The sequence below is a fragment of the Serratia sp. ID 25-353 genome (assembly GCF_054792795.1).
Window position 1 is genome coordinate 2,935,881 of sequence record NZ_CM139236.1, and the last position, 24,901, is coordinate 2,960,781.

Annotated in this window: 25 protein-coding genes; 12 read left to right on the top strand and 13 right to left on the bottom strand. The window is 63.0% G+C overall.

Features of this window, described 5'->3' with window-relative positions; translation table 11 throughout:
- The first annotated feature begins 27 nt into the window (after nt 1-27).
- A complete protein-coding gene (bioA, locus tag ACYF6X_RS14175; RefSeq protein WP_130018675.1) occupies nt 28-1,302 on the top strand; it encodes an adenosylmethionine--8-amino-7-oxononanoate transaminase in 1,275 nt (424 codons plus the stop codon).
- Between the two features lie 4 nt (nt 1,303-1,306).
- On the opposite strand, the gene ACYF6X_RS14180 is transcribed toward bioA, so the two are convergent.
- The gene (locus tag ACYF6X_RS14180) at nt 1,307-1,708 is read right to left on the bottom strand and encodes a YkvA family protein (protein ID WP_038870940.1); all 402 of its coding nucleotides are present in this window, start codon (nt 1,706-1,708) and stop codon (nt 1,307-1,309) included.
- A gap of 156 nt (nt 1,709-1,864) precedes the next feature.
- Here ACYF6X_RS14180 and ACYF6X_RS14185 point away from each other — a divergent pair, with 156 nt between their 5' ends.
- On the top strand, nt 1,865-2,347 hold the full coding sequence (locus ACYF6X_RS14185; RefSeq protein WP_130018676.1) for a kinase inhibitor: 483 nt from the start codon (nt 1,865-1,867) through the stop codon (nt 2,345-2,347).
- A 67-nt stretch (nt 2,348-2,414) separates the two neighbouring features.
- Here the strand turns inward: ACYF6X_RS14185 and pgl are convergent, their stop codons facing one another.
- Complete coding sequence (pgl, locus tag ACYF6X_RS14190; RefSeq protein ID WP_130018677.1) at nt 2,415-3,410, bottom strand: 6-phosphogluconolactonase; 996 nt, start codon at nt 3,408-3,410, stop codon at nt 2,415-2,417.
- Nucleotides 3,411-3,588: 178 nt separating this feature from the next.
- On the opposite strand from pgl, the gene ACYF6X_RS14195 reads away from it, so the two are divergent.
- Nucleotides 3,589-4,407 (top strand): pyridoxal phosphatase, encoded by an 819-nt coding sequence (locus ACYF6X_RS14195; RefSeq protein ID WP_063991136.1) that lies wholly within the window; start codon nt 3,589-3,591, stop codon nt 4,405-4,407.
- Between the two features lie 31 nt (nt 4,408-4,438).
- Here the strand turns inward: ACYF6X_RS14195 and modC are convergent, their stop codons facing one another.
- The 9 genes from modC to ACYF6X_RS14240 form a co-directional block, all read right to left on the bottom strand.
- Entirely contained in the window at nt 4,439-5,506 is a 1,068-nt protein-coding gene (modC, locus tag ACYF6X_RS14200; protein WP_130018678.1) for a molybdenum ABC transporter ATP-binding protein ModC, read from the bottom strand.
- Nucleotides 5,507-6,196 carry a molybdate ABC transporter permease subunit gene (gene modB / locus ACYF6X_RS14205; RefSeq protein ID WP_015377003.1) on the bottom strand — a complete coding sequence of 230 codons (690 nt, stop codon included), beginning with the start codon at nt 6,194-6,196 and terminating at the stop codon, nt 5,507-5,509. It lies immediately after the preceding gene.
- Nucleotides 6,193-6,966: a molybdate ABC transporter substrate-binding protein gene (gene modA, locus ACYF6X_RS14210; protein ID WP_130018679.1), complete on the bottom strand. Its 774-nt coding sequence runs from the start codon at nt 6,964-6,966 to the stop codon at nt 6,193-6,195. The genes modB and modA overlap by 4 nt, the downstream gene beginning before the upstream one ends.
- Before the next feature lie 158 nt (nt 6,967-7,124).
- The gene (locus tag ACYF6X_RS14215; protein ID WP_004939813.1) at nt 7,125-7,274 is read right to left on the bottom strand and encodes an AcrZ family multidrug efflux pump-associated protein; all 150 of its coding nucleotides are present in this window, start codon (nt 7,272-7,274) and stop codon (nt 7,125-7,127) included.
- 146 nt (nt 7,275-7,420) lie between these two features.
- Nucleotides 7,421-8,209: an ABC transporter ATP-binding protein gene (locus tag ACYF6X_RS14220; protein WP_130018680.1), complete on the bottom strand. Its 789-nt coding sequence runs from the start codon at nt 8,207-8,209 to the stop codon at nt 7,421-7,423.
- Nucleotides 8,206-9,231: a FecCD family ABC transporter permease gene (locus tag ACYF6X_RS14225; RefSeq protein WP_063991132.1), complete on the bottom strand. Its 1,026-nt coding sequence runs from the start codon at nt 9,229-9,231 to the stop codon at nt 8,206-8,208. The genes ACYF6X_RS14220 and ACYF6X_RS14225 overlap by 4 nt, the downstream gene beginning before the upstream one ends.
- A 1-nt stretch (nt 9,232) precedes the next feature.
- On the bottom strand, nt 9,233-9,988 hold the full coding sequence (locus ACYF6X_RS14230) for a class I SAM-dependent methyltransferase (protein WP_063991131.1): 756 nt from the start codon (nt 9,986-9,988) through the stop codon (nt 9,233-9,235).
- A 1-nt stretch (nt 9,989) separates the two neighbouring features.
- On the bottom strand, nt 9,990-10,985 hold the full coding sequence (locus ACYF6X_RS14235; protein WP_242512584.1) for an ABC transporter substrate-binding protein: 996 nt from the start codon (nt 10,983-10,985) through the stop codon (nt 9,990-9,992).
- A gap of 4 nt (nt 10,986-10,989) precedes the next feature.
- Nucleotides 10,990-13,152 (bottom strand): TonB-dependent siderophore receptor, encoded by a 2,163-nt coding sequence (locus ACYF6X_RS14240; RefSeq protein ID WP_107227301.1) that lies wholly within the window; start codon nt 13,150-13,152, stop codon nt 10,990-10,992.
- A 188-nt stretch (nt 13,153-13,340) separates the two neighbouring features.
- Here ACYF6X_RS14240 and modE point away from each other — a divergent pair, with 188 nt between their 5' ends.
- The 9 genes from modE (at nt 13,341) to gpmA (ending at nt 22,390) form a co-directional block, all read left to right on the top strand.
- On the top strand, nt 13,341-14,132 hold the full coding sequence (modE, locus tag ACYF6X_RS14245) for a molybdenum-dependent transcriptional regulator (protein ID WP_130018682.1): 792 nt from the start codon (nt 13,341-13,343) through the stop codon (nt 14,130-14,132).
- A 90-nt stretch (nt 14,133-14,222) separates the two neighbouring features.
- A complete protein-coding gene (modF, locus tag ACYF6X_RS14250; RefSeq protein ID WP_130018683.1) occupies nt 14,223-15,710 on the top strand; it encodes a molybdate ABC transporter ATP-binding protein ModF in 1,488 nt (495 codons plus the stop codon).
- Between the two features lie 91 nt (nt 15,711-15,801).
- A complete protein-coding gene (locus ACYF6X_RS14255) occupies nt 15,802-16,374 on the top strand; it encodes a cysteine hydrolase family protein (RefSeq protein WP_063991127.1) in 573 nt (190 codons plus the stop codon).
- A 167-nt stretch (nt 16,375-16,541) separates the two neighbouring features.
- The gene (locus ACYF6X_RS14260; protein WP_063991126.1) at nt 16,542-17,363 is read left to right on the top strand and encodes a CPBP family intramembrane glutamic endopeptidase; all 822 of its coding nucleotides are present in this window, start codon (nt 16,542-16,544) and stop codon (nt 17,361-17,363) included.
- 285 nt (nt 17,364-17,648) lie between these two features.
- Nucleotides 17,649-18,701 (top strand): galactose-1-phosphate uridylyltransferase, encoded by a 1,053-nt coding sequence (galT, locus tag ACYF6X_RS14265; protein WP_107227299.1) that lies wholly within the window; start codon nt 17,649-17,651, stop codon nt 18,699-18,701.
- Nucleotides 18,698-19,849 (top strand): galactokinase, encoded by a 1,152-nt coding sequence (gene galK, locus ACYF6X_RS14270; RefSeq protein ID WP_130018684.1) that lies wholly within the window; start codon nt 18,698-18,700, stop codon nt 19,847-19,849. Before galT ends, galK begins: the two co-directional genes overlap by 4 nt.
- The gene (gene galM, locus ACYF6X_RS14275; protein WP_130018685.1) at nt 19,843-20,877 is read left to right on the top strand and encodes a galactose-1-epimerase; all 1,035 of its coding nucleotides are present in this window, start codon (nt 19,843-19,845) and stop codon (nt 20,875-20,877) included. Before galK ends, galM begins: the two co-directional genes overlap by 7 nt.
- Nucleotides 20,878-21,074: 197 nt before the next feature.
- On the top strand, nt 21,075-21,422 hold the full coding sequence (locus tag ACYF6X_RS14280; protein WP_063991122.1) for a PsiF family protein: 348 nt from the start codon (nt 21,075-21,077) through the stop codon (nt 21,420-21,422).
- Nucleotides 21,423-21,637: 215 nt separating this feature from the next.
- Entirely contained in the window at nt 21,638-22,390 is a 753-nt protein-coding gene (gpmA, locus tag ACYF6X_RS14285) for a 2,3-diphosphoglycerate-dependent phosphoglycerate mutase (protein WP_033647147.1), read from the top strand.
- Between the two features lie 49 nt (nt 22,391-22,439).
- Here gpmA and ACYF6X_RS14290 read toward each other — a convergent pair whose 3' ends face one another.
- Nucleotides 22,440-23,474: a M48 family metallopeptidase gene (locus tag ACYF6X_RS14290; RefSeq protein ID WP_107227295.1), complete on the bottom strand. Its 1,035-nt coding sequence runs from the start codon at nt 23,472-23,474 to the stop codon at nt 22,440-22,442.
- Nucleotides 23,475-23,481: 7 nt separating this feature from the next.
- On the bottom strand, nt 23,482-24,672 hold the full coding sequence (locus ACYF6X_RS14295) for a YjgN family protein (RefSeq protein WP_130018686.1): 1,191 nt from the start codon (nt 24,670-24,672) through the stop codon (nt 23,482-23,484).
- Nucleotides 24,673-24,901: the final 229 nt, after the last annotated feature.

The window sequence follows — 24,901 nt, forward strand, 5'->3', positions numbered from 1 at the left end:
AATCTTAATTCAATTTGGTTTACAAGTATGTCCATCACTGCTTCCGACCTGGCGTTTGACCAACGTCATATCTGGCACCCCTACACCTCCATGAGCCGCCCGTTACCCTGTTACCCGATCGAATCGGCCAGCGGCGTCGAACTGCAGCTGGCGGACGGCCGGCGTCTGGTGGACGGCATGTCCTCCTGGTGGGCGGCGATCCACGGTTACAACCACCCGCGCCTGAATCAGGCCGCCAGCCAGCAGCTGGAGAAGATGTCGCACGTGATGTTCGGCGGTATTACCCATCCGGCCGCCATCTCGCTGTGCCGTCGGTTAGTGGCGATGACGCCGGAAGCGCTGCAGTGCGTGTTCCTGGCAGATTCCGGTTCGGTGGCGGTGGAAGTGTCGCTGAAGATGGCGCTGCAGTATTGGCAGGCGCGCGGTGAGCGGCGGCAGCGCATCCTGACGCTGCGCCATGGCTATCACGGCGATACCTTCGGCGCGATGTCGGTCTGCGATCCGGACAACTCGATGCACAGCCTCTATCAGGGCTACCTGGCGCCGCACCTGTTCGCCACCGCGCCGCAGTGCCGCTTCGACGAAGAATGGCGCGAAGAGGACATCGCCCCGTTCGCCGCGTTGCTGGAGCAGCACGCCGGTGAAGTGGCGGCGGTGATCCTGGAACCGGTGGTGCAAGGTGCCGGCGGCATGCGCATCTACCACCCGACCTACCTCAAGCGGGTGCGCGAGCTGTGCGATCGCTATCAGGTGCTGCTGATCGCCGACGAGATCGCCACCGGCTTCGGCCGCACCGGCAAGCTGTTCGCCTGCGAGCACGCACAGGTGGTACCGGACATTCTCTGCCTGGGCAAGGCGCTGACCGGCGGCTACATGACGCTGTCCGCCACCCTGACCACCCGCCACGTGGCGGAGACCATCAGCAACGGCGCGGCCGGCTGCTTTATGCACGGGCCGACCTTTATGGGCAACCCGCTGGCCTGCGCAGTGGCGGACGCCAGCCTGGCGCTGCTGGCGGAAAATCGCTGGCAGGCACAGGTGAGCGCCATCGAAACCCAGCTGAAGCAGGAACTGCTGCCGCTCGCGGCGCTGCCGAAGGTGGCAGACGTGCGGGTGCTGGGGGCGATTGGCGTGGTGGAGATGCGCGAACCGGTGAACGTCGCCGAGCTGCAGCGCGGGTTCGTCGAGCGCGGGGTGTGGATCCGGCCGTTCGGCAAGCTGATTTACCTGATGCCGCCTTACATCATCGAAGCGGAACAGCTCAGCCGCCTGACCGCCGCCGTGGCCGCCGCCGCACGTTAATAGCTTACCAATGCTGGTCCAGATAGCGGGCCAGCAGGCCCAGGCACAGCAGCCAAAGTAAAATGATCATCGCCGCCGCCATGCGGCCGGTGGGGTTATCGACGCGCTTTTGCGCCTTCTCGCGCAGCTCGGCCATCAGCGGCTTGGGGATCAGGCGCACCGCCAGCATGATGCCCAACGGCACGATGATCACGTCATCCAGATAGCCCAGCACCGGAATGAAGTCCGGGATCAGATCGATCGGCGAGATCGCATAGCCGGCCACCAGCAGCGCGATCAGTTTGGCGTACCACGGGGTGCGCTTATCACGGGCGGCCAGCCACAGCGCGTAAATATCGCGCTTGATGCTTTTGGCCCAACGGCGCAGCCAGCCGAACCACGGCGTGCGTTTTTTCAGTGAGATCATGGTGGCGTTGTTTGGCTATCCGGCGGTCTGTAGGGAGGAAGATGCGGCCATGGTAACCGATCCGCGCCGCCGTTGGCGAATGGCAATCCCACTTGTATTGTCACGGCGAAACGATCTAGCTTAAGGGTCCGCGTTTACCGACAACTGGGAGTCACTATGGCTTTTCGTTTGTACAGCAACGATCTGCAGGACGGCGGCAAACTGCCGCAGCCGCAGGTCTTCAACGGCATGGGCTACCACGGCGATAACCTGTCGCCCCATCTGGCCTGGGACGGCGTGCCGGCCGGCACCAAAAGCTTCGTGATCGCCGTTTACGATCCCGATGCCCCGACCGGCTCCGGCTGGTGGCACTGGATCGTGGCCAATATTCCCGCCGACGTGCGCGAGCTGCCGCAGGGCGCGGGCTCCGGCAAAGCCCCACTGCCCGCCGGCTCGCTGCAGACCCGCACCGACTTCGGCTCGGCCGGCCACGGCGGCGCGGCACCGCCAGAGGGCGAAAGCCACCGCTACCAGTTCACCGTGCATGCGCTGGACGTGGAGCGTATCGAAGTGGATGAGGGATCCAGCGGCGCGCTGGTGGGCTTCAACGTCCATTTCCACAGCCTCGGCAGCGCCACGCTGACGGTGACGTTCAACTGATTCCCCGCCAATAAAAAAGCGCGATTCAACCGAACCGCGCTTTTTCCATACTCGTCTGACCGCCGAATTACTTCGCCAGCACGCTCACCCACATCGGGCCTTTGCCCACCGGATAGCGCGCCAGCGTGGTCAGCTCGCCGCTGCGCTGGTCAATCTCATGCACCGCGATGTGATCGGATTTCTGGCCGGACGAAATCACGAAGCGGCCGCTGTGATCGATATTGAAACCGCGCGGCTGCGCTTCGGTCGGGTGATAGCCGACCACGCTCAGCGTGCCGCCGTCTTCGGAAACGCTGAAAATGGTCAGAATGCTGGCGGTGCGATCGCTGGTGTACAGGAAGCGGCCGTTCGGGGTGATATGGATGTCCGCCGCCCAGCGGGTGCCGTCGAAGTCGGCCGGCATGATGTCCAGCGTCTGCGTCACGGTGTAGTGGCCGCCGTTTTCCGAGATGGCCAGCACGTCCACCGTGCCGTCCAGCTCATTGACGCAGTAGGCGAACTTGTCGTTGTGGTGGAACGCCATATGGCGCGGGCCGGCGCCAGCGGCGGTCACCACCGCTTCCTGCGCGTGCGGCGTCAGCTGGCCTGCCAGGCTCAGGTTGAACAGGCGGATGCGGTCTTCTTTCAGGCACGGCACCAGCACCAGCTGGTTGGTCGGATCGATGTTCGCCGAGTGCGGTGCGGTCAGGCCGTCGATCTGCTGAATAAGCGCCGTCACCACGCCGTCATGGCCAATCGGGCTGATGCTGGCGCAGTTGCCGCTGTAGGAGGCGGAGAACAGGTAACGCCCCTGCAAATCGGTGGAGATATGGGTCGGGCTGCCCGGCAGCGGCGCCATGCCGGCCTGCTGCAGCGTGCCGTCCGCCTCGATGCGGTAGCTGACGATGCCGAACGCCGGACGTACGCCGACGTACAGGTGGGTCTTGTCCGGATGAAGGGTCATCGGCTGCACCTGGCCCGGCACATCAACGGTTTGCAGCAGCGCCAGCGCGCCGGCGTCGTCCAACTGCCAAACGTGGATCTGCTGGCTCTCCGGGCTGGCGACATAAACGATTTGCTTCATGTGTTCTCCTTGCAAAGGGTAAAAGAGGAACCGGTTTCAGGCCGTTCGATTGCCCCTAGCTTACCGCACATCCGTCGCATGGCAACCCCGCTTAGCACCGGAAGCTCACGCGGTTTTCTCCGTTGGCTATCCGGTGTACCATCGAATTAATTTTATGGCTAACGATAACGAGAACCCTATGAGCTACCGCGTCATCGCCCTCGATCTTGACGGCACCCTGCTGGACAACCAAAAACGCATCTTACCGCAGTCGCTGGAAGCACTGACGCAGGCGCGCGCCGCCGGCGTCCAGGTGGTGGTGGTCACCGGCCGCCATCACGTCGCCATCCATCCTTTCTACCAGGCGCTGCAGATAGACACCCCGGCCATCTGCTGCAACGGCACCTACCTGTATGATTTTCAGCAGAAAAAGGTGCTGGCCGCCGATCCGCTGGCGAAAGATCAGGCCAAGCAGGTGCTGCAGATGCTCAAACAGACCGACATTCACGGGCTGATGTACGTTGACGACGCCATGCTGTACCAGGAGCCGAGCGGCCACGTGACCCGCTCGCTGGCCTGGGCCGAAACTCTGCCGGCGGCGCAGCGCCCGACGCTGCTGCAGGTCGGCAGCCTGGCGCAGGCGGCCGACGACGCGCAGGCGATCTGGAAATTCGCTACCTCGCACGCCGATACCCTGGCGCTGCGCGAGTTTGCCGACACGGTGGAGAAAGAGCTGGGGCTGGCGTGCGAATGGTCCTGGCACGATCAGGTGGATATCGCCAAAGGCGGCAACAGCAAAGGCAAGCGCCTGCGCCAATGGGTAGAGTCGCAGGGGCTGAGCATGGATCAGGTGGTGGCGTTCGGCGACAACTACAACGACATCAGCATGCTGGAAGCGGTCGGGTTGGGTGTGGCGATGGGCAACGCCGATGACGCGATCAAGGAACGCGCCGATCTGGTGATCGCCGATAACCTGCAGCCGGGCATCGCCGAGGTGATCCGCACCCGCGTACTCTAGTTTTTTCGCCCTCCCGCCGGGAGGGCCTGTCTTAGCGGCTCTCGCGGCTGATCGACACGCTCTTCACCTGTGCGTACAGCCACTGCCCGGGGCGGATCGCCAGTTCATCGCGCGCCCACGGCGTGATCCGCGCCCACAGCACGTGCTCCCCGACCGCCAGCTTCACTTCCACCTGCCCGTCCACCTCCAGATACTCGCTCACCTTGGCCGGCAACACGTTGCGAATGCTGCTGTTGACCGGCGGTTGCAGCACCAGCGAGACGTCGGCGGCGTTGATGCGAATGCGCAGTTGGGTGCCCAGTTCGGCGTCGATGCCGCTGACCCACAACCTTTGATCGCCAAGCGCCAGCGCGGTCATGGCATAGCGTTGATGATGCTCAATCACGCTGACGCGCAGCACGCTGCTCTGATCTTCACGCTGCAGCCACGGCCGCAGCGCGCTGCTGGCCCAGACGGCTTCCAGCCCGCCGAACGCAAGCACCTCGCCGCGATCCAGCACCATCACCTGCTCGGCCAGGCGCAGGATCTCGTCCAGGCTGTGGCTGACGTAGAGGATGGGGATGTTGACGTCCTGCGCCAGCCGCTCCAGATACGGCAGCAGCTCGCGTTTGCGCGGCAGGTCGAGCGAGGCCAGCGGTTCGTCCATCAGCAGCAGCTCCGGCGCGGTCAGCAGCGCGCGGCCGATCGCCACCCGCTGTTTTTCACCGCCGGAGAGCGTCAGCGGCAGCCGATTGAGCAACGGCCCGATGCCCAGCAGCTCGACGATAGTATTGAACTGCGCGCGCATGCCGGCCGCCATGCCGTACTGCAGGTTGCCGCGCACCCGATAGTGCGGGAACAGCCGCGCATCCTGAAACACGTAGCCGATGCGGCGCTTTTCCGGCGGCAGGCAAAGGCCCGCGGCGGTATCCACCAGCGTACGGCCATTAAGTGCGATGCGCCCCTGCTGCAAGCGGGTCAGGCCGCCGATGGCGTTAATCAGGGATGTTTTGCCCGCGCCGGACAGGCCGAAAATCGCGGTGATGCCCTGCGCCGGCAAATCGGCGCGGACGTTGAGATTAAGGTCGCCCAGCTGCTGCGAGAAATCCAGCTCCAGCATTTACACCCCCATCCGTTTGCGGCCCCAGCGGGCCAGCCATTCGGACACCATCAGGGAAGCCAGCGACAGCACGATGGCGATCACGCACAGGCGCGCGGCGGCGGCTTCCGCCCCCGGCGTTTCAATCAGCGTATACATCGCCAGCGGAATGGTGCGGGTTTCACCGGGAATGTTGGAGACGAAGGTGATGGTGGCGCCAAACTCCCCCAGCGAGCGGGCGAAGGCCAGCACCACGCCGACAATGACGCCGGGCAGCGACAGCGGCAGCGTGATGGTGAAAAACACCCGCCACGGGTTGGCGCCCAGCGTGCGCGCCGCCTGCTCCAGCCGGGTATCCACCGCCTCCAGCGCCAGCCGGATGGCGCGCACCATCAGCGGAAACGCCACCACCGCCGACGCCAGCGCGGCGCCGCGCCAGCTAAAGCTGAAGCTGAAGCCGAACCAGTCGTACAGCCACTCGCCGATGACGCCGCGCCGCCCCATGGCGATCAGCAGCAAATAGCCGACCACCACCGGCGGCAGCACCAGCGGCAGGTGAATGACGCCGTCCAACAGCGCCTTGCCGGGAAAGCGGCAACGCACCAGCACCCAAGCCATCAGAATGCCGAACGGCAGGCTGCAAACCACCGCCAAACCGGAGACTTTCAGGCTCAGCTCAACCGCCTGCCACTCGTACTCACTCAGAATCATTTACGCGGGGTGAATCCATAATGTTCGAAAATAGCGGCCGCTTCCGGGCTCTTCAGATAGGTATAGAAAGCGCTGACCGTCGGATTTTGACGATCTTTCACCATCGCCATCGGATATTCAACCGGTTTGTGACTGTCTTCCGGGAACACGCCCACCACTTTCACCTTGTCGCTGGCGATCGCGTCGGAGCCGTAGACGATGCCGAGCGGCGCTTCACCGCGCTCCACCAGCGCCATGGCGCTGCGCACGTTGTTGGCGCGCGCCAGTTTCGGCTCCAGCGCGTTCCAGGCGCCCAGGTGCTCCAGCGCCTCTTTGGCGTAGATGCCGGCCGGCACGTGATCCGGATCGCCCACCGCCAGGCGGCCGCCGTTGAGCAGCTTGGTCCAGTCGGTCTGCTTGTCGATGGCGATCTTGTCTTGCTTATCGCTCTTGGCGGCGATCAGCACCAGTTCGTTGCCCAGCAGCGTGTAGCGGGTGTCTTTCACCATCTGCTGCTTGTCGATGGCGTAATCCATCCACTGTTGATCGGCGGAGATGAACAGATCGGCCGGGGCGCCCTGCTCAATTTGGCGCGCCAGCGTCGAGGACGACGCAAAGGAGGAAACCACCTGCACATCCTTGCCTTTTTGATACTGGGTGGCGATGTCCTGCAGCGCGTTGGTCAGCGACGCGGCGGCGAACACGGTGATCTTTTCCGCCGCCGAAGCCTGTGCCACCAGGCCCGAGGCCAACACGATCCCGCCAACCCATTTGGTCCATTGCTGTTTCATTGTTTTTCTCCGCAAGTTAACGTGCATTATCACTCTTCGTTATATAAAAAATAATATAACGTTGCGCGAAAGCTTGTCATGCGGTTTATCGGCAAAGCGTGAGATAACTTGAGGAATGCCCGCCGGGCGACGCCGGCGGGTATCGGGATGGGGAACGGTCAGTGCTGGGTGCGGTTTTCTTTCGAACGGCCCACTTTGGAGAAGACATTGAACACTTCGCCAAAACCGTAGATCAGGCCGAGGATCAGCGCCATGACCACCGGCACCATGACTACGGCAAACAACAGACTTTTCAATAATTCCAACATGATAGCCTCGCTTAACTGCCCATTGAGCGGCAAATGCCTTTCACCGCATATCGGGTTATTCTAACCCAAAAAAATCGCTAAAACCGGAGTTATTTTAGCCAGCGGGGCGAAATTGTGATCGGCCAAACGTGCCCTTTTGACCGATCTCATCCCGCCGCGGGATAGTAGATCAACGGCGGCGCGTAGCCGGCGGGCGCCGCCAGCCGGGCCTCCACCCCGTACACCGCGCGAATGTGTTCCGGCGTCAGCGCCTGCTGCGGCGCACCCGCCGCGCAGACCCTGCCTCGCTGCAGCAGCGCCACCCGATCGCAATAACAGGCGGCCAGATTCAGATCGTGCAACGTCACCACCACGCTAAGTTTTAGCCGCCGCAGCAAGGCCATAAACTGCTGCTGATGGGCGATATCCAGATGGTTGGCGGGTTCGTCCAGCAGTAGCCACGGCGTTTGCTGCGCCAGCGCGCGCGCCAGGTGCACCCGCTGCCGTTCACCGCCGGACAGCCGCTGCCAATCGCGATCGGCCAGGTGGCTAATGCCCACTTGCTCCATCGCCTGCCCGGCGAGGCGGCGATCCTCGGTACCAAAACCGCGCCAGCGGCCGATATGGGCCAGGCGCCCCAGTAGCACCGCCTCCTTCACCGGCAGCGCGAAGGCGCCGGGGGCGGATTGCTCGAGAAAGGCGATGCGCCTGGCGCGCTCCCGCCCGGAAAACGCATTAATTTCGCGCCCTTCCAGCCAAACGCGGCCCCCGGCGACGGGCTGCAACCCGGCCAACAGCTTGAGCAACGTGGATTTACCGCTGCCGTTGACGCCGAGCACGCCGGTGACCTCACCGTGCAAGGCGCAGAAATCCAGATTTTCCAGCACCGTGCGTTCGCCCGCCCGCCAGCTCACCCCCTCGGCGCACAGGCCGGATCGCGCTTTTTCAATCGTCATGCATTGACCTTCCGATACAGCAACAGCAGGAATACCGGCACCCCCAGCAGCGCGGTCAGCACGCCGACCGGCAGCTCGCGCGGGGCAAACAGCGTTCTGGCCAGCGTGTCCGCCGCCACGGCGAACAGCGCACCGCACAGCGCGCTGGCCGGCAACAGCCGCCGATGCCGCGAGCCGACCAGCCGCCGGGCGACGTGCGGCACCGTCAGCCCGATAAATCCCACCGCACCGCTGAACGCGACGATCGCCGCCGTCAGCGCGGTGGTCACCACATACAGCAGCAGCTTCAGCGGAGCCACCGCCACCCCCAGCGAAGCGGCGGTCACGCCGCCGAACGCCAGCGCGTCCAGCTCACCCGCTCGCAGCCAACAAAGCAGCAGCGCCGCCGCCAGCGCCAGCCCGCACAACCCGACCTGCGGCCAGCGCGCGTCGCTGAACGATCCCAGCAGCCAGAACATCACGCCGCGCGTGGCGTTGGCATCCGCCTGCCAGAGGGTGATCAGCGAAGTCAGTGCGGAGAGCAGCTGCGTCACCGCTACCCCGGCCAGAATAAACAGCGTGGACTCCCCCTGCAGGGAACGCCCGGCCAGCAGCATCACCAACGCAAACGCCCCCAGCGCGCCGATAAACGCGCCACCGGACACCGACAACAGGCCGCCCCCCAGTCCCAATATCAACACCGTTACCGCCCCCACGCCGGCGCCGGAGGAGATCCCCAGCACCCAGGGATCGGCCAGCGGGTTGCGGGTCAGCGACTGCAGCACGGTGCCCGCCAACGCCAGCCCGGCGCCGGCCAGCGCCGCCAATAGCGCGCGCGGCATCCGCAGCGACCAGATGATGCGCTGATACACCTCGGCATCGGTCGCCGCGCTGCCGCTGACGCCGAATACGATGCGCCAGGCGTCGTGCCACGCGATCGGCGCAGGCCCCGACAAGGTGGCGCCCAGCAGGGCCAGCGGCAGCGCCGCCGCCAACAACAGCAGCCAGCCGGCCTCACGGCCGGGCAGTAACCGCCGGATCATGCTATTTCCAGCCTGCGATCACATAGTCGTCCAACAGCTGCCACACCGTCCCTGCCTCGCTGAAACCGGCCTGCCTGAGGGCCGCGAGCTGGAAATCCACTGGCGTCGGCGGTGGCACCGGGCGGCCGGCGAACAGCGCTTCACGCTCGGCCTGATAAGCGGCCAGCGCCGGTGATTGCAGCGCGCCCGCGAACCAACGATCCCAATCCTCGACGCCGTTGTCCCAGGCGCGCTGTTGGGTCTGCTCATCATGCCGCTCCGCCAACGCTTTCAGCCGCGGCTGACGCGGGTCATAGCGCTGATGATCGGCGTTGAGGAATACGCCGCCGTCGGCCAGCAGCCCGGCGACGTTGCGGTACAGCGCCAGCTGCTGCTCTGGCATCAGCCAGTGCAGCGCCGTGCTGGACACCGCCGCCTGCGGCGCGGGGCCGGACAGCGCGGAAAAACAGGCCGGATCCGCCAGATCGGCCTGCAGAATGCGGATCCGATCGCCGTATTCCGCCAGCGCGCCGCGCGCCACCGCCAGCAGCAGCGGATCAAGATCGATGGCGGTCACTCTGGCCTGTGGAAAGCGCTGTAAAATGCGCAGGCTCAGCGAGCCCGGGCCACAGGCCAGATCCACCACGTGAAAATCCTGGCCGGCAGCCAGCGCCAGCACGTCCAGCTGGGCGTTAAAACGCGCTTCCCGTTCGGCGATGTAGGCCGCCTGCTGGCGATCCCAGGAGTCCAGCAGCGAAGAGAATGAAACGGCAGTCATATCAAGGTTCCTTGTTGGAAAAAGTCGGAGCCTGCGGCGGCAAGGCCGCCAGGCCCCGAATCAAACGGCCCAGCGCCGCCACGGTGCGGGCGGAAGGGTCCATGTCGTAACCGGGGAGGATCACGTAGCGCCGCTGGCGCACGGCGCGCAGCGTCGCGGTCAGCGGGTGATGTTCCAGAAAGGCGATCTTGTCAGCCGCGCTGTCGCCGAGGCCGCCGCGCGGCAGATCGCCAAGCACGATCGCATCCGGATCGCGGGCGGCGATGATTTCCCAGGACACCGTCGGCCACAGCTCGGGCCGATCGCCGAACAGGTTCTCGCTGCCGACGCTGCGGCTCAGCAAGCCTGGCGCGCCGCAGCAGCCCGCCACATAAGGCGTCTGCGCGCCGGCATACCACCACAGCAGACGCCAATGCGGCAGTTGCGCGCGCTGCGCCTCAAGCGCCCTCAGCTGCCCGCGCAGCCGTTCGATCAGCGCTTCACCGGCGCGGCTGACGTTGAAAATACGCGCCAGCTCCCGTAGCTCGGTGAAAATGTCTTCGAACGTCAGCACCGCGGCGATCGCGCTTTGCTGACCGCTGCAGGCGTCGGGAGAGAGATAAGTGCCGATGCCCCATTCCGCCAGCCGCGCCCGGTCGGGCGTTTCCGGGCTGTGCAGCCAGTAATAGCTGGCCGAATAGACAAAATCCGGCCGCATCAGCAGCAACGCTTCCGCCGTGGGCGGCGCCGGGCTGGTGGGCGCCCGCAGCGCATCGGCCGGCGCCGTCGGCGCGGGATCGCGCGCGCGGTCATACCCGACCACGCCGATCGCGCGGGCGGCCAGCCCCAGCGCCAGCAGATTTTCCAGCGCCGGGTTGGCGTAAACCAGCACCCGCTGCGGCGGCTGCGGGTAATCGCGCGTTACCCCGCAATTTTGCAGGCTGACGGCATCGGCACGCAGCGGCGCGCCCCCGCCCAATCCCAGGGCGCACAACAGCAGGGCAAGCCAGCGTCTCACGCCGTCAAAACCTGACCGACACGAAGGTTTCATAGCTGCGCGGCGGCGCGATCAGCGCCTGATCCGGGTAGGTGCGCTGATAGGCGTACAGCTGGTTGGTGGCGTTGCGAATGCGAAAACCGACATCGACGATCGGCGTCAGCTGATAGTCTGCCGCCAGATCGAGCGTGGTGTACGCGCGCATCTTGCGCCGGTTGGCGTCGTCGTTGTAGCTGCTGCCGACGTAGCGCAGCGAAGAAGCCAGCCCCAGGCGCTCCGTCGCCTGATAATGCACGCTGAGGTTGGCGGTCCAGTCCGGGATATAGGCCGGGCGATTGCCGTTATAGCTGCGCAGCGGGCTGCCGCCGCGATAGTCGTCGTAGCGGGCGTGCGTGTAGGCGGCGTTGCCGGCCAGCTCCCAGCGCTCGTCGGGACGCAGCACCACGCCAAGCTCGATGCCGCGCGACGTCTGCCGGCCTACCGCGTTCAACGCATCCGGCCGCTGCGCGTCGGGCACAAACAGGTTGTCCTTGCGCAGTTCGTACAGCGCCAGCGTCGCCTCGCCCTTGTTACCCCAAAACTGCCCTTTGGCGCCGGCCTCCCACTGGCGCGCTCGCGTCAGCGGCAGATCGGTCTGCGTTGGGCTGAGGAAGAACAGATCGTTGCCCGGCTCCTGGCCGGTGGTGTAGTTGGCGTAGAGCGTGAGGTTATCGGTCAATGCATAACTGGGGCCCAGGCTCCAGGTGCTGAAAACGTAGGTGTGCGCGCGGCTCTCTTCCTGCGGCCCCTGGAAGCGCCAGTCCATGTTCATATGGTTGTAGCGCAACTGGCCCAGCAGCGCTAAACGCTCGGTCAGGCTGAAGCGATCCTCGAGAAAGGCGGCGTACTGGTTCTGGGTGACGTGGCGCACCGGCGCGCGTTGCCGGTCGGTACCCTGGGCGAACGGCTCTCGGGGCGGCGCGCCAAGCGGAACGTCTTCCGAGCCGGGGAAGCCGTTGGAATAATACTGAAAATGCCGCTTGCTCAGATCGAGGCCGACCAGCAACCGGTTATCAAAACCGGCGATGGCGCGGTCGAATACCAGCGAACTGCGGTTGCCGATCAGATCGTCGTCGTGCGCCAGAGCGCCGAAGGAGTCACGGTTGACGTCGCCGGGCCGGGCCGCCGCCGCGACGCGGAAACGCTCGACGTTGCGCCATTCGCGAAAGCCGCTGTAGTAATAGAATTGGTTATGCCATTCCACTTCGGGCGTCATAAACCAGTCCAGGCTGGCCTGAAATGCGGTGGCGTTGCTCTGGATGCGGCTGTCGGTCAGGTTGTTGTAATTGATGTCGCGCAGCTCACCGGCAATGCGCCCGTCCAGCAGCGGCGTGCCGTAGTAAGGGTTGTTGGTGCGATTGAGCATGCGGTCCAGGCTCAGCGTCAACAGCGCATCGTCCGTCAGCTTAAACAGCAGCGAGCCGGAAACCCGCTTCTGCCGATCGCGTTCATACTGCACGTTGCTGCCGCTGTCGTTGCCGCTGACGTCCAACCGGTACGCCACCGCATCATCCACCAGCGCGCCGCCGGCCCCCAGATGCAGACGCTGGCTGCGGTAGCTGCCGAAGCCATAATCGAGCTCGAGCGGCTGGCGGCTGAAGGTCGGTCGCCGCGAGATCAGGTTGACGCTGCCGCCTGCGGCGCTCAGGCCGTTCAAGGCCGATCCCGGCCCGCGCAGTATTTCGATGCTGTCGTAATGCGCCGGATCGCCCAGCTGCAGCGTGCTGCCGGGCATCTCCACGCCGTTATACAGCCAGGCGATCGGCCGAAAACCGCGCGCGGAAAAGTTGTTGGACAACGTTGGCGAAGCGACGCCGGACAAGCCGGTGGCGTGCTCGACGGCGGCGGCCAGCGAGCGATCGCCCCGCTGTTGGATCGCCCTTGCGCTGATGATATCGACGCTGCGCGGCGTCTCCCGAGTGGTCAGCCCGAGCTGCGAAGCGCTGCGGCTCACGGCGCTCAACGCATCGTAGCGCCCAGCGGGGGCCGCCGCCTCCACGGTGAGCTGTTCTTCGCACCCCGTGGCATTGCGGGCTTTATCGCAGTCGGCGGCGAAAGCCAGCGGCGCCGTCAGTGCGCCGCCGACCCAGGCGGCGGCAAGGCATAAAGATTTTCTGGGCGTGACAAGACGCCGGCGTGTCGTACTCATGTGAAGCATCCCTGTGGTGAAATAAAAACCGGCCGCAGCCGGCGTAAAGCCTTATCGTTTTTTAGTTATGTTATATTATAACAATAAAGCAATGCCAGTCTTTATTGCCCCGCGCTCCAGTGCACTGCGTTTGGCGCTTTGCCGCCAAATCGGCGACAATAAGATTTTTGCCGCCGACAGGATGCGCTATGCAGGCCGAAATTCTTCTGACTCTCAAACTCCAGCAAAAGCTGTTCGCCGATCCGCGCCGCATCGCGTTGCTGAAACAGGTGCAGCACACCGGCTCCATCAGCCAGGGCGCCAAACTGGCGGGTATCAGCTACAAAAGCGCCTGGGACGCCATCAATGAAATGAACCAACTGGCGGAACACACGGTGGTAGAACGCGCCACCGGCGGTAAAGGCGGCGGCGGCGCGCAGCTGACGCACTATGGCCAGCGGTTGATCCAGCTGTATGACCTGCTGGGCCAGGTGCAGCAAAAAGCGTTCGACGTATTGCAGCAGGACGATCTGCCGCTCGACAGCCTGCTGGCGGCCATCTCGCGCTTCTCGCTGCAAACCAGCGCGCGCAATCAGTTCTTCGGCACCGTCATCGAACGCGATCATCAGCAGGTGCAGCAGCACCTGGCGATTTTGTTGAACGACGGCACCACTCGCCTGATGGCGGCCATTACCCAGCAAAGTGCCGACCGGCTGCAGCTGACGCCGGGCAAAGAGGTGCTGGCGCTGATCAAGGCGCCCTGGGTGCGGTTAAGCGTCGAGACGGCGGATCATGCCGGTGCGGATAACGTGCTGGCGGGCGTAGTGGCCGGCATTCAGCCAGGCGCCGAACACAGCGAGGTGCTGGTAACGCTGGCGGGCGGAGAAACCCTGTGCGCCACCCTGACGACGGCGGAGTTGCAGCGTCTGCAACTGAGCGTCGGCGCCGCCGTACACGCCCTGTTCAACGCCGATCGCGTGATTGTCGCCACGTTGTGTTAAGCGCAACGTGACGTTGCGTTTTTGTTGATTGACATCCCCCTGCAATGCGCCTATTTCTAAGGCAAATAATTGCAAAAAAAGGAACAGGTGATGTCGTCGTTGCATATTTCGCAAGGTTCATTCCGCTTAAGCGATACCCGCACCCTGACGCTGGAGGCGCTGGAAATCCAGGCCGGCGACAGCTGGGCCTTCGTCGGCGCCAACGGCAGCGGCAAATCCGCCCTGGCGCGCGCGCTGGCGGACGAACTGGTTCTGCTGAGCGGTGAGCGCCGCAGCGATTTTCGGCACGCGGTGCGCATCTCTTTCGAACAGCTGCAAAAAATGGTCAGCGACGAGTGGCAACGCAACAACACCGATCTGCTCAGCGCGGACGAGGACGACACCGGCCGCACCGCGGCGGAAATCATTCAGGAAGAGGTGAAAGACGCCGCGCGCTGTGAGCGGCTGGCCGCGCAGTTCGGCATCACCGCCCTGCTGACGCGCCGCTTCAAATACCTCTCCACCGGCGAAACGCGCAAGACCTTGCTGTGCCGGGCGCTGATGCCCGAGCCTGACCTGCTGATCCTCGACGAGCCCTTCGACGGGCTGGACGTGCACTCGCGCGCGCAGCTCGCCGCGTTGCTGAGCGAGCTTTCCGCCCAGGGCCAAACCGTGGTGCTGGTGCTCAACCGTTTCGACGAAATCCCGGATTTTGTCCGACAGGTGGGCGTGCTGGCGGACTGCACCCTGACCAGCCGCGGGCCGCGCCGCCAAGTGATGGCGGACGCGCTGGTGGCACAGCTGGCGCACAGCGAAAACCTCAGCGGGCTGGCGCTGCCGGAAACCGAGGATCCGACGCAAAAAGTGGCCCTGCCGGCGGACCGGCCGCTGATCGTCCTGCGCGACGGCGTGGTCAGCTATAACGATCGGCCGATCCTCAATCATCTCGACTGGCAGGTTAACCCCGGTGAACATTGGCAGATCGTCGGCCCGAACGGCGCCGGCAAATCCACGCTGCTCAGCTTGATCACCGGCGACCATCCGCAGGGCTACAGCAACGATCTGACGCTGTTCGGCCGCCGCCGCGGCAGCGGGGAAACCATTTGGGAAATCAAACGCCATATCGGCTACGTCAGCAGCAGCCTGCATCTGGATTATCGCGTCAACACCAGCGTGCGCAACGTGGTGCTGTCGGGGTTCTTCGACTCGATCGGCATTTATCAGGCGGTCTCGGATCGTCAGCGGCAGCTGACCGAGCAGTGGCTGGCGCTGCTCGGGCTCGACGGCGCGCGCGGGGATGCCCCGTTCCATAGCCTTTCCTGGGGCCAACAGCGGCTGGCACTGATCGCCCGCGCGCTGGTGAAACACCCGGCGCTGCTGATCCTCGACGAGCCGCTGCAAGGGTTGGATCCGCTCAATCGCCAGCTGGTGCGCCGCTTCATCGACGTGCTGATCGGCCAGGGCGCCACCCAACTGCTGTTCGTCTCGCACCATGCCGAAGACGCGCCGCAGTGCATCACACACCGCCTCAGCTTCGTGCCCGACGACGAAGGCGGCTACGGCTACCAACAGCAACGGCTGGAGGCGGCCTCCGCCTGAAACGCGGCGTAAACATATCCGGCAACACTTCACCGCAGCACATCACATTTGGCCTTTTATCATAGAAAGAAGGCCATTTCCTGGAGACGCCATGTCCGCTGCGTTGATTATTATCGACCTGATCGAGGATCTGATCGGGTCCAAAGGGCGCGCCAATCACTGCCGCGAACAGGGGGTGGCGACCCACCTGCTCGCCAACGTCAATGCCGCCACGGCTTATGCCCGGGTGCGAAAAATTCCGGTGATTTGGGTGCGGGTGGGTTTCGCCGACGATTATCATGACATCCCGCCCCACTCGCCGCTGTTCAACCATCTCAAGCAGATAGGCGCGCTGCGTTTAAACAGCCCGGGCTGCCGCTGGGTGCCCGAACTGCATCAGGAAGAGACCGATCTGCAGTTTGAAAAAACGGCGGTCAGCGCCTTCTCCGGTAACAATTTGTTAGCCTGGCTGCGGCAACATCGGTGCCACCATTTGCTGCTGGCGGGCATCAGCACGCCGCTCGCCATTGAGAGCACCGCGCGTCAGGCGCACGACGCCGGCTTTCAGGTGACCGTACTGCACGATCTGTGCGCAGCCCCCACGCAAGAGATCCACCAGCAGAGCCTGGATACCCTGCAAAATCTGGCCGAAATCACCCGTTCGCAGGCCTGGATGAAAGGCTAACTCCCATCGCCGCCGGTCATGTGGGCCGGCATCATGCACGAATGCGTCACTGCCCCGACCTTTAGCGTCATCTTGGTGTGCTACTATCCGCTTTAGCGCTCAATCTCGCCATCATCGCACGCCGCAAAGGCGCTGAGCGCCGTGTACATATTTTAAAGGGACATATTATGTGGGGCGTACTGGCTGCTTCGTTATTTTTCTTGCCGTTTAACCGGCTGATCGCCTGGGTGATCCTGGCCGCCTCGGCGGGCATGGGGCTTTATCATGGGGTACTGACGCCACTCAGCCTGAGTTATCTGCTGGTGATCGTAGCGTTGGCGGGGCTGCGTCACCATTTTCGCGAGCAGCGTAATCTGGCGATCGCATTCGAAGGGTTGGTGGTCGCCGGCTGCGTCGCGCTGTTCTTGCATCTGGTGCCGGGCATCCACAACCAGCTGATGATCGACGGCGAAAAAGCCGGCCCGCTCAGCGCGCCGTTCACCATGTATTACAACTTCGACAAGGCGATGGTGCCCTTCCTGCTGTTCGCCTGCTTGCCCACGCTGTTCAGAACCGATAAAGCGGAAAAAAGCATCGCCTCGGGTTCCTGGATTGCATTGATCATCAGCGTACCGGCATTGTTGCTGCTGGCCGTAGCGCTGGGTGGCTTAAAAATCGAGCTGCATGCGCCCGCCTGGATGCTGCCTTTCGTGATGGCAAACCTGTTCTTCGTCTGTATGGCCGAAGAAGCGCTGTTTCGCGGTTACCTGCAACAGCGCCTCAGCCAATGGCTGGGCGCCTGGCCGGCGCTGATCGTCGCCTCTTTGGTGTTCGGCGCCGCGCATTTGGCCGGCGGCATGCTGATGGTGATCTTCGCGACGCTGGCCGGGGTGATCTACGGCCTGGCGTGGATGTGGAGCGGCCGCCTGTGGGTGCCGATTCTGTTCCATTTCGGGCTTAATCTGACCCATCTGCTGTTCTTCACCTACCCGCTGTATCAGCATCCTTAACGGCTGAAGCCGGCAGAGAGCCCCTCTTTGCCGGCTGGCTGGGTGAAAACGCTATCACCGTTATCTCATCGCAATGCCCTCAATTACGTTGCCTCCGGCTTTCCTTCGCCCATCCTGCGCATTTCAATGAAGTGTAAACGATTCCATTTTTCGCGTTAGATCACCTTTTTACCGTCGCGAGCGTGCTATCTTTTTGTGCAATGACCTCCCCCTGTTCAGCAACGGGCGTATTAAGACGGTAACTGGAAACGATTACACCCTCGTCGACGCCAAGAAAGGAACCGTATGACGGAATTTAACCCTATCGACCATCCGCACCGCCGCTACAACCCGCTGAGCGGCCAGTGGGTGCTGGTTTCACCGCACCGCGCCAAGCGCCCCTGGCAGGGCCAACAAGAGGCCGTCCCGACGGAAACGCTGCCGGCGCACGATCCCGACTGTTTCCTGTGCCCGGGCAATGCGCGCGTCACCGGCGATCGCAATCCGGATTATCGCGGCACCTACGTCTTCACCAACGATTTCGCCGCGCTGATGAGTGATACGCCGCCGGCGCCCGACAGCCAGGATCCTTTGATGCGCAGCCAGAGCGCGCGTGGCGTCAGCCGGGTGATCTGCTTCTCTCCCGATCACAGCAAGACCCTGCCCGAATTGCCGCTACCGGCGCTGGAGCAGGTGGTCGCCGCCTGGCAGGCGCAAACCGATGAGCTGGGCAGGCAGTACCCCTGGGTACAGCTGTTCGAAAATAAAGGCGCGGCGATGGGCTGCTCCAATCCGCACCCGCACGGGCAAGTCTGGGCCAACAGTTTTCTGCCGAACGAGGCCGAGCGCGAAGATCGCCTGCAGCACGAGTATTTTCAGGAGCATGCCTCCCCGCTGCTGTTGGACTACGCGCAGCGCGAGCTGGCCGCCGGCGAACGCATCGTGGTGAACACCGAACACTGGCTGGCGGTGGTGCCCTACTGGGCCGCCTGGCCGTTTGAAACGCTGCTGCTGCCGAAAGCCGCGGTGCAGCGCATTACCGATCTCAGCGCGGCGCAAAGCCAAGATCTGGCGCTGGCGCTGAAGAAGCTGACCAGCCGCTACGACAACCTGTTCCAGTGCTCCTTCCCCTATTCGATGGGATGGCACGGCGCGCCGTTCAACGGCGCCGACAACCGACACTGGCAGCTGCACGCCCATTTCTACCCGCCGCTGCTGCGTTCAGCCAGCGTGCGCAAATTTATGGTCGGTTACGAGATGCTGGCGGAAACCCAGCGCGATCTGACCGCCGAACAGGCCGCAGCGCGTCTGCGTGCCGTCAGCGATATTCATTACCGTGAAGCCGGAGCCCAAGCATGAGCCTGAAACCGCTTACCCATTCCCTGTTTACCGAACACTTCGGCTACGCGCCGGCGTTGACCCTCCAGGCGCCGGGGCGGGTGAACCTGATCGGCGAACATACCGATTACAACGACGGCTTCGTGCTGCCCTGCGCCATCGATTACCAAACCGTCATCGCCTGCGCCAAACGCGACGACCGCCAGATCCGCGTGCTGGCCGCCGATTATCAGAATCAGCAGGATCAATTCTCGCTCGACGATCCGATCGTCAGCCACCCCGATCAGCGCTGGTCCGACTATGTGCGCGGCGTGGTGAAACACCTTCAGCGCCGCAGCGCCGACTTTGGCGGCGCGGATCTGGTGATCGCCGGTAATGTGCCGCAAGGGGCGGGGCTCAGCTCCTCCGCCGCTCTGGAAGTGGCGGTGGGCCAGGCGCTGCAGGCGCTCTATCAGCTGCCGCTGGACGGCGTCGCGCTGGCGCTGAACGGCCAGGAGGCGGAGAACCAATTCGTCGGCTGCAACTGCGGCATCATGGATCAGCTGATCTCCGCGCTCGGCCGGCGCGACAGCGCTCTGCTGATCGACTGCCGCTCGCTGGAAACCCGTGCGGTACCAATGCCGGACAACGTCGCGGTGGTGATCGTCAACTCCAATGTGCAACGCGGGCTGGTGGACAGCGAATACAACACCCGCCGCAAACAGTGCGAAGCAGCGGCTCAGTTCTTCGGCGTCAAGGCGCTGCGCGACGTCAGCCCCGAACAGTTTGAGGCGCGCCAACACCAGCTCGATCCGTTAGTGGCCAAACGCGCGCGCCATGTGATCAGCGAGAACGCCCGCACGCTGGCAGCGGCCGACGCGCTGGCGGCCGGCGATCTGCAGCGCATGGGCCGGCTGATGGCGGAGTCGCACGCCTCGATGCGCGACGACTTTGAAATCACCGTGCCGCCGATCGATAAGCTGGTCGAGATCGTCAAAGCGGCGATCGGCCCACGCGGCGGCGTGCGCATGACCGGCGGCGGCTTTGGCGGCTGCATCGTCGCGCTGATGCCGCAGGATCTCGTGGAGACGGTGCGTGCCGCCGTGGCGTACGAGTATCCGCGGCAAACCGGCGGATTGCAGGAAACGTTCTATGTCTGCCAGGCTTCTCAAGGCGCCGGCCTATGCTGACGGCAGTCGCCCCCGATGGGCAGCCTTATCAGCTGACCCAGCTGCAAAACGCCGGTGGCATGACGGTGACGCTGATGGACTGGGGCGCCACCTGGCTGTCCGCCGTCTTGCCGCTCACATCCGGTGAAAAACGCGAGCTGCTGCTCGGCTGCGGCAGCCCGGCGGACTACCCGCGTCAGGGCGCCTATCTGGGCGCCACCGTCGGCCGCTACGCCAACCGCATCGCCAACGCCAGCCTGCCCATCGACGGAAAACCCCATGCGCTGGCTGCCAATCAGGGCGCCCACCAGTTGCACGGCGGCCCCGACGGTTTTCATGCCCGCCGCTGGCGCCGGGTCCAGCACGATGCGCAACAGGTCTGCTATGCGCTGCACTCGGCGGAGGGCGATCAGGGTTTCCCCGGCAATCTCGACGTGCAGGTTTGTTACCGCCTGACTCACGACAATCGTCTGGAAATCAGCTACCTGGCGCAGGTCGATCGCCCCTGCCCGGTCAACCTGACCAACCACGCCTATTTCAACCTGGACGGCGCCGGCACCGACGCACGCGCCCAGCGGCTGCAGTTGTTCGCCGATCGCTATCTGCCCGTCGACGCCGAGGGCATTCCCTGCGCCGATCTGACGCCGGTGGACGGCAGCGGCATGGATTTTCGTCAGCCGAAAACGCTGCTGCAGGATTTCCTGCGCGACAGGGACCAGCAACGGGTGAAAGGCTACGATCACGCATTCCTGCTGCATCGTACCTGTGGGGCGCTGGAGAGCCCGGCGGCCCATTTGTGGTCCGCCGACGGGCAAGTGCAAATGAGCGTGTTCACCGACGCGCCTGCGCTGCAACTCTACAGCGGCAATTACCTAGCCGGCACGCCGGCGCGCGATGGCGGCAGCTACGCCGACCATGCCGGCGTGGCGCTGGAGAGCGAGTTTTTGCCGGACAGCCCGCACCATCCCGAGTGGCCGCAGCCGGACTGCTGGCTGCAGCCGGGGAGCCGCTACCGCAGCGCCACGCATTATCAGTTTTATCCTATCTGACCCGCTACGCCCCTCGCCGTGCGGCCGGGGGCAATTTGTTATAAATGCTTACCTTTTAGCGCTATCCCCCCACCGGCGCCCACCTTCCCTTATTCCAAAGCGCACACTACACTCAGGCTACCGTGATAAGCACAACGCCTTGTGCAACGTCACCATTTTCGGCCGATGGCGGCCAATCAATAGCTGAAGGAACACCTATGCGTCTGATTACTGCACTTCCATTGCTGGCGGGCTTAATGCTGAGCACCAATCTGATGGCGGCCGACGCGACGACGGCGACGAAAACGCCTTCTCCGGCGCAGGCGGCCCAACAGAAACGCATGACCGATTGCAACCAACAGGCATCCACCAAATCGCTGAAAGGCGCCGATCGCTCCACCTTCATGAGCACCTGTCTGAAATCCGAAGGCTCCGCCGCGACGGGTAAAACCCTGACGCCGCAGCAGCAGAAAATGAAAAGCTGCAACGCCGACGCCAAGACCAAGGATCTGAAGGGCGACGCGCGTAAAACCTTCATGAGCAACTGCCTGAAAAAATCGGCCTGATTTTCCCCGCGCCACGGCGCGCCCGGAGCGATTTCGGCGCGCCATTTCCCCCTCGCAGTGCCAGCCTGAACGATTCAGCTTTTTCCTTTCGCCAGCCCTTACTTTGCGGCAAGAAATTGGCTATGGTTAGACACTATCGATTGCCGAGCCCCGGCCCGCGGCAATATAATGATTTTCGTTATCATTGAAATGTCAGATTATTAAGGAGTTAAGCTATGGCTGTAACTAAGCTGGTTCTGGTGCGTCACGGCGAAAGCCAGTGGAACCAAGAAAACCGCTTCACCGGTTGGTATGATGTTGATCTGTCCGACAAGGGCCGCACCGAAGCGAAAGCAGCAGGCAAGCTGTTGAAAGAGGAAGGTTTCACTTTCGACTTCGCTTACACCTCCGTACTGAAGCGCGCGATCCACACCCTGTGGAACATCCTCGACGAGCTGGATCAGGCCTGGTTGCCGACCGAAAAATCCTGGAAGCTGAACGAACGTCACTACGGCGCGCTGCAGGGTCTGAACAAAGCGGAAACCGCCGAAAAATACGGCGACGAGCAGGTGAAACAATGGCGTCGCGGCTTCGCGGTGACCCCACCTGAGCTGACCAAAGAAGACGAACGTTACCCTGGCCACGATCCACGCTACGCCTCGCTGACCGAGCAAGAGCTGCCGCTGACCGAAAGCCTGGCGCTGACCATCGATCGCGTTATCCCTTACTGGGACGAAGAGATCCTGCCACGCATCAAGAGCGGCGAGCGCGTGATCGTTGCAGCGCACGGCAACTCGCTGCGCGCGCTGGTGAAATACCTGGATAACCTGAGCGAAGACGAAATCCTCGAGCTGAACATCCCAACCGGCGTGCCGTTGGTGTATGAATTCGACGAGAACTTCAAGCCAATCAAACGTTACTACCTGGGTAACGCCGACGAGATCGCTGCAAAAGCGGCCGCCGTGGCAAACCAGGGTAAAGCGAAGTAATTTCGCCCGTTAACGAAAAAGCCCCCGGTGAAAACCGGGGGCTTTTTTATTACTGCTGCGCCATCGCCTCGTTCACCGCATCCAGCCGTTCCTGCATCGCCGGATGGGTGCTGAGCCAGGCCGGCAGCACCCAGCCGTCAGCCGTCTCGCGTTCAGGCGCCTGCGCCAACGCGCGGTAGATAGCCGCCATTTGCGCCAGCGAACGCCCCTGGCGCTGCATTTCCGCTATCGCGAACGCATCCGCCTCGCGCTCCATCCCGCGTGAAAACTGCATCTCATTCACGAAGGACGCAGACTGCAGCAGCGTGTCGCCGATGCCGCTGACGTCACCGGTCATCCACATCAGCGTCAACGCCACCAGTGACGAACGCACCAACATGCGCATCGGGTGACGATGAGCGTGATGCCCCATCTCATGCAACATCACCGCCGCCAGCCCATCGTCGTTTTTCGACAGGGCGACCAGACTATCGCTGAGCACCAGCGTGCCGTCCGGCAACATAAAGGCGTTCGGCGCACCGGGCACCGCCATCAGCTTCAACGACAGCGGCGTACGCTCCAGGCGCATCTCGGCCGGCATCACCTGCCGGAACAGCTGCTGCAACGCCTGCTGCCGCTCGGCCGGCAATGCGGAGGGTTCAAAACCGCTCTGGCTCAAAAACGTCTGCGTGTGTTCACCCAGCGTCTGTTCCACCGAAGTGGGGATGCGCATGGCGATTTCGTTGCTCGCCCACGGCAGCACGACGTTAACGTAGGCCACGGCGGCCAGCAGCGTCACCAACAGCGCCAGGGCGACGCCGCGTTTATGGCGCTCCAGGCGGTGCACCCAACCCGGCGAACGGCGCTGATAGAACCAGCGGCGAAAGGCCGCGTCGTCGTCCGGCACAAAGCGCGCGCCGTCCTTGAAGGTCAGCGTCAGCGGGATATTGCCCAGCGCCGCAGAGACGGTGATGTCCGCCAAGGGGATGTAACGTTGCTCATCCTGCCGCTGCAGCGTCACGCCCTCGCCGCTTTCGTTAACCAACAGGCGAGCCGCCTCACGTGCGGCCCGCCCCGGCAACTGATAGGCGCCCTCGAGGATCATCGGCGCCTCAGAAACTGCCGCCCAGATCCAGCGCCTGCACCGCTTCTTCGGCCACCGCGCTGTTGGCGGTTTCCTGATGCGCCGCGATGTCCAGCAACGCCAGATCGCCTTCGACCGCCGTGCAGTCCGCCAGATAACGGGCGTGGCGCACTTCCGCCACCGGCACGGCGAAACCGAGCGAGAACAGGGTGATCAGGGTATTGGTGATCAACAGCCCCATATACGGCAGCGTTTGCATGGAAGAGCGCAATTTTACGTTGCCGTTCAGCGTCGCCTGGTTAAACAGATAGTTGCGTTGGGCGACGACCTGATAGCTGCCGGCGATCAAGGCGCCAATCAGCAGCACCACCATCATCAGCAGCAGGCTGCCAATATTTTCCAACACCAGCAAATCGGCGGTTTCATCCGTCAGCATGCCCATCAATACCATTTGGTACAGGGACAGTATGAACGACCCCATACATACCAGCGCAGCCAACATAAACGGCAGGAAAATGAGCAGGCCGATCAAGGCAAATTTGATAAAGGCCGACTTTTTCAGCTCGGCAATAAACGGCGTTCGGCCGAAGAACAGATTATTAACGTACAGATCGTGCTGCAGCGCGCTAATAATACCGTTGACGGCGGCGAATGCCGGCACGGCCAACAGCAGCGTCAACACCAGCATCAGACCGATGGCGTTGATGCTGTCAAAACCGCTGCCAATGCTGAGCAAAATGATTAAGGCGACATAAAGCCCGATAATCAGTAATAGCGGGCAGAACAGTAACGCCCAATAAGCGCGCCCGGTGCGGCAAACATAATTAAAACGCACGCCGCGATAGCTCGACATAATCGCATTGTAGCGCCAGCTGCGGATAACGATCCACGGCAGCAGGGCAAGCAACACCAGCAAAGCCAGCAGCCCCAGCAGTGGCGTTACCGCCAACAGGATATAAAATACGATGAGGCCGCCGATCACCAACAGCCGCCCTTTCAGAATTTGCAGCGGTTGCGCATGGTAGTCGAAACGATCGCCATCCAATTCCGTGTTGCCGTAAAAATAGCGGCGGCGGCGTACCGTCGCCCAAGCGGAATAGATGCCCAGGGTCACGATGGTCAATAATGCGTTGACCAACCAAATCGCGAAGTACTCGCCACCTTTCCCATGGAATTTAATCCGGTGCAGCCCCAGCGGCTGCGAGGTATTGCTTGTCATAATTCTTTCGTCCTGAAAGTAATAGGTCATACCACTCCCCGCTTATTCGTCATGCGGGGTTTGCGGAATAAAAAAGCGTCTTATATAAGCACAATGCCGCGAGCAGTGACAATTATTCTTTTATTAAATAGGAATAATGCGAAGGTGGCCGCTTAATGATTTCATTGGCCTATTAATTGTAAGCCTTAAATTATCGGAAGGGGGAGATAGAGAAGTGCAATGATGAAAA

Coding starts and splice junctions, on each gene's coding strand:
- bioA (WP_130018675.1), top strand. CDS start 28: ATGTCCATCACTGCTTCCGACCTGGCGTTTGACCAACGTCATATCTGG.
- ACYF6X_RS14180 (WP_038870940.1), bottom strand. CDS start 1,708: ATGATCTCACTGAAAAAACGCACGCCGTGGTTCGGCTGGCTGCGCCGT.
- ACYF6X_RS14185 (WP_130018676.1), top strand. CDS start 1,865: ATGGCTTTTCGTTTGTACAGCAACGATCTGCAGGACGGCGGCAAACTG.
- pgl (WP_130018677.1), bottom strand. CDS start 3,410: ATGAAGCAAATCGTTTATGTCGCCAGCCCGGAGAGCCAGCAGATCCAC.
- ACYF6X_RS14195 (WP_063991136.1), top strand. CDS start 3,589: ATGAGCTACCGCGTCATCGCCCTCGATCTTGACGGCACCCTGCTGGAC.
- modC (WP_130018678.1), bottom strand. CDS start 5,506: ATGCTGGAGCTGGATTTCTCGCAGCAGCTGGGCGACCTTAATCTCAAC.
- modB (WP_015377003.1), bottom strand. CDS start 6,196: ATGATTCTGAGTGAGTACGAGTGGCAGGCGGTTGAGCTGAGCCTGAAA.
- modA (WP_130018679.1), bottom strand. CDS start 6,966: ATGAAACAGCAATGGACCAAATGGGTTGGCGGGATCGTGTTGGCCTCG.
- ACYF6X_RS14215 (WP_004939813.1), bottom strand. CDS start 7,274: ATGTTGGAATTATTGAAAAGTCTGTTGTTTGCCGTAGTCATGGTGCCG.
- ACYF6X_RS14220 (WP_130018680.1), bottom strand. CDS start 8,209: ATGACGATTGAAAAAGCGCGATCCGGCCTGTGCGCCGAGGGGGTGAGC.
- ACYF6X_RS14225 (WP_063991132.1), bottom strand. CDS start 9,231: ATGATCCGGCGGTTACTGCCCGGCCGTGAGGCCGGCTGGCTGCTGTTG.
- ACYF6X_RS14230 (WP_063991131.1), bottom strand. CDS start 9,988: ATGACTGCCGTTTCATTCTCTTCGCTGCTGGACTCCTGGGATCGCCAG.
- ACYF6X_RS14240 (WP_107227301.1), bottom strand. CDS start 13,152: ATGAGTACGACACGCCGGCGTCTTGTCACGCCCAGAAAATCTTTATGC.
- modE (WP_130018682.1), top strand. CDS start 13,341: ATGCAGGCCGAAATTCTTCTGACTCTCAAACTCCAGCAAAAGCTGTTC.
- modF (WP_130018683.1), top strand. CDS start 14,223: ATGTCGTCGTTGCATATTTCGCAAGGTTCATTCCGCTTAAGCGATACC.
- ACYF6X_RS14255 (WP_063991127.1), top strand. CDS start 15,802: ATGTCCGCTGCGTTGATTATTATCGACCTGATCGAGGATCTGATCGGG.
- ACYF6X_RS14260 (WP_063991126.1), top strand. CDS start 16,542: ATGTGGGGCGTACTGGCTGCTTCGTTATTTTTCTTGCCGTTTAACCGG.
- galT (WP_107227299.1), top strand. CDS start 17,649: ATGACGGAATTTAACCCTATCGACCATCCGCACCGCCGCTACAACCCG.
- galK (WP_130018684.1), top strand. CDS start 18,698: ATGAGCCTGAAACCGCTTACCCATTCCCTGTTTACCGAACACTTCGGC.
- galM (WP_130018685.1), top strand. CDS start 19,843: ATGCTGACGGCAGTCGCCCCCGATGGGCAGCCTTATCAGCTGACCCAG.
- ACYF6X_RS14280 (WP_063991122.1), top strand. CDS start 21,075: ATGCGTCTGATTACTGCACTTCCATTGCTGGCGGGCTTAATGCTGAGC.
- gpmA (WP_033647147.1), top strand. CDS start 21,638: ATGGCTGTAACTAAGCTGGTTCTGGTGCGTCACGGCGAAAGCCAGTGG.
- ACYF6X_RS14290 (WP_107227295.1), bottom strand. CDS start 23,474: ATGATCCTCGAGGGCGCCTATCAGTTGCCGGGGCGGGCCGCACGTGAG.
- ACYF6X_RS14295 (WP_130018686.1), bottom strand. CDS start 24,672: ATGACAAGCAATACCTCGCAGCCGCTGGGGCTGCACCGGATTAAATTC.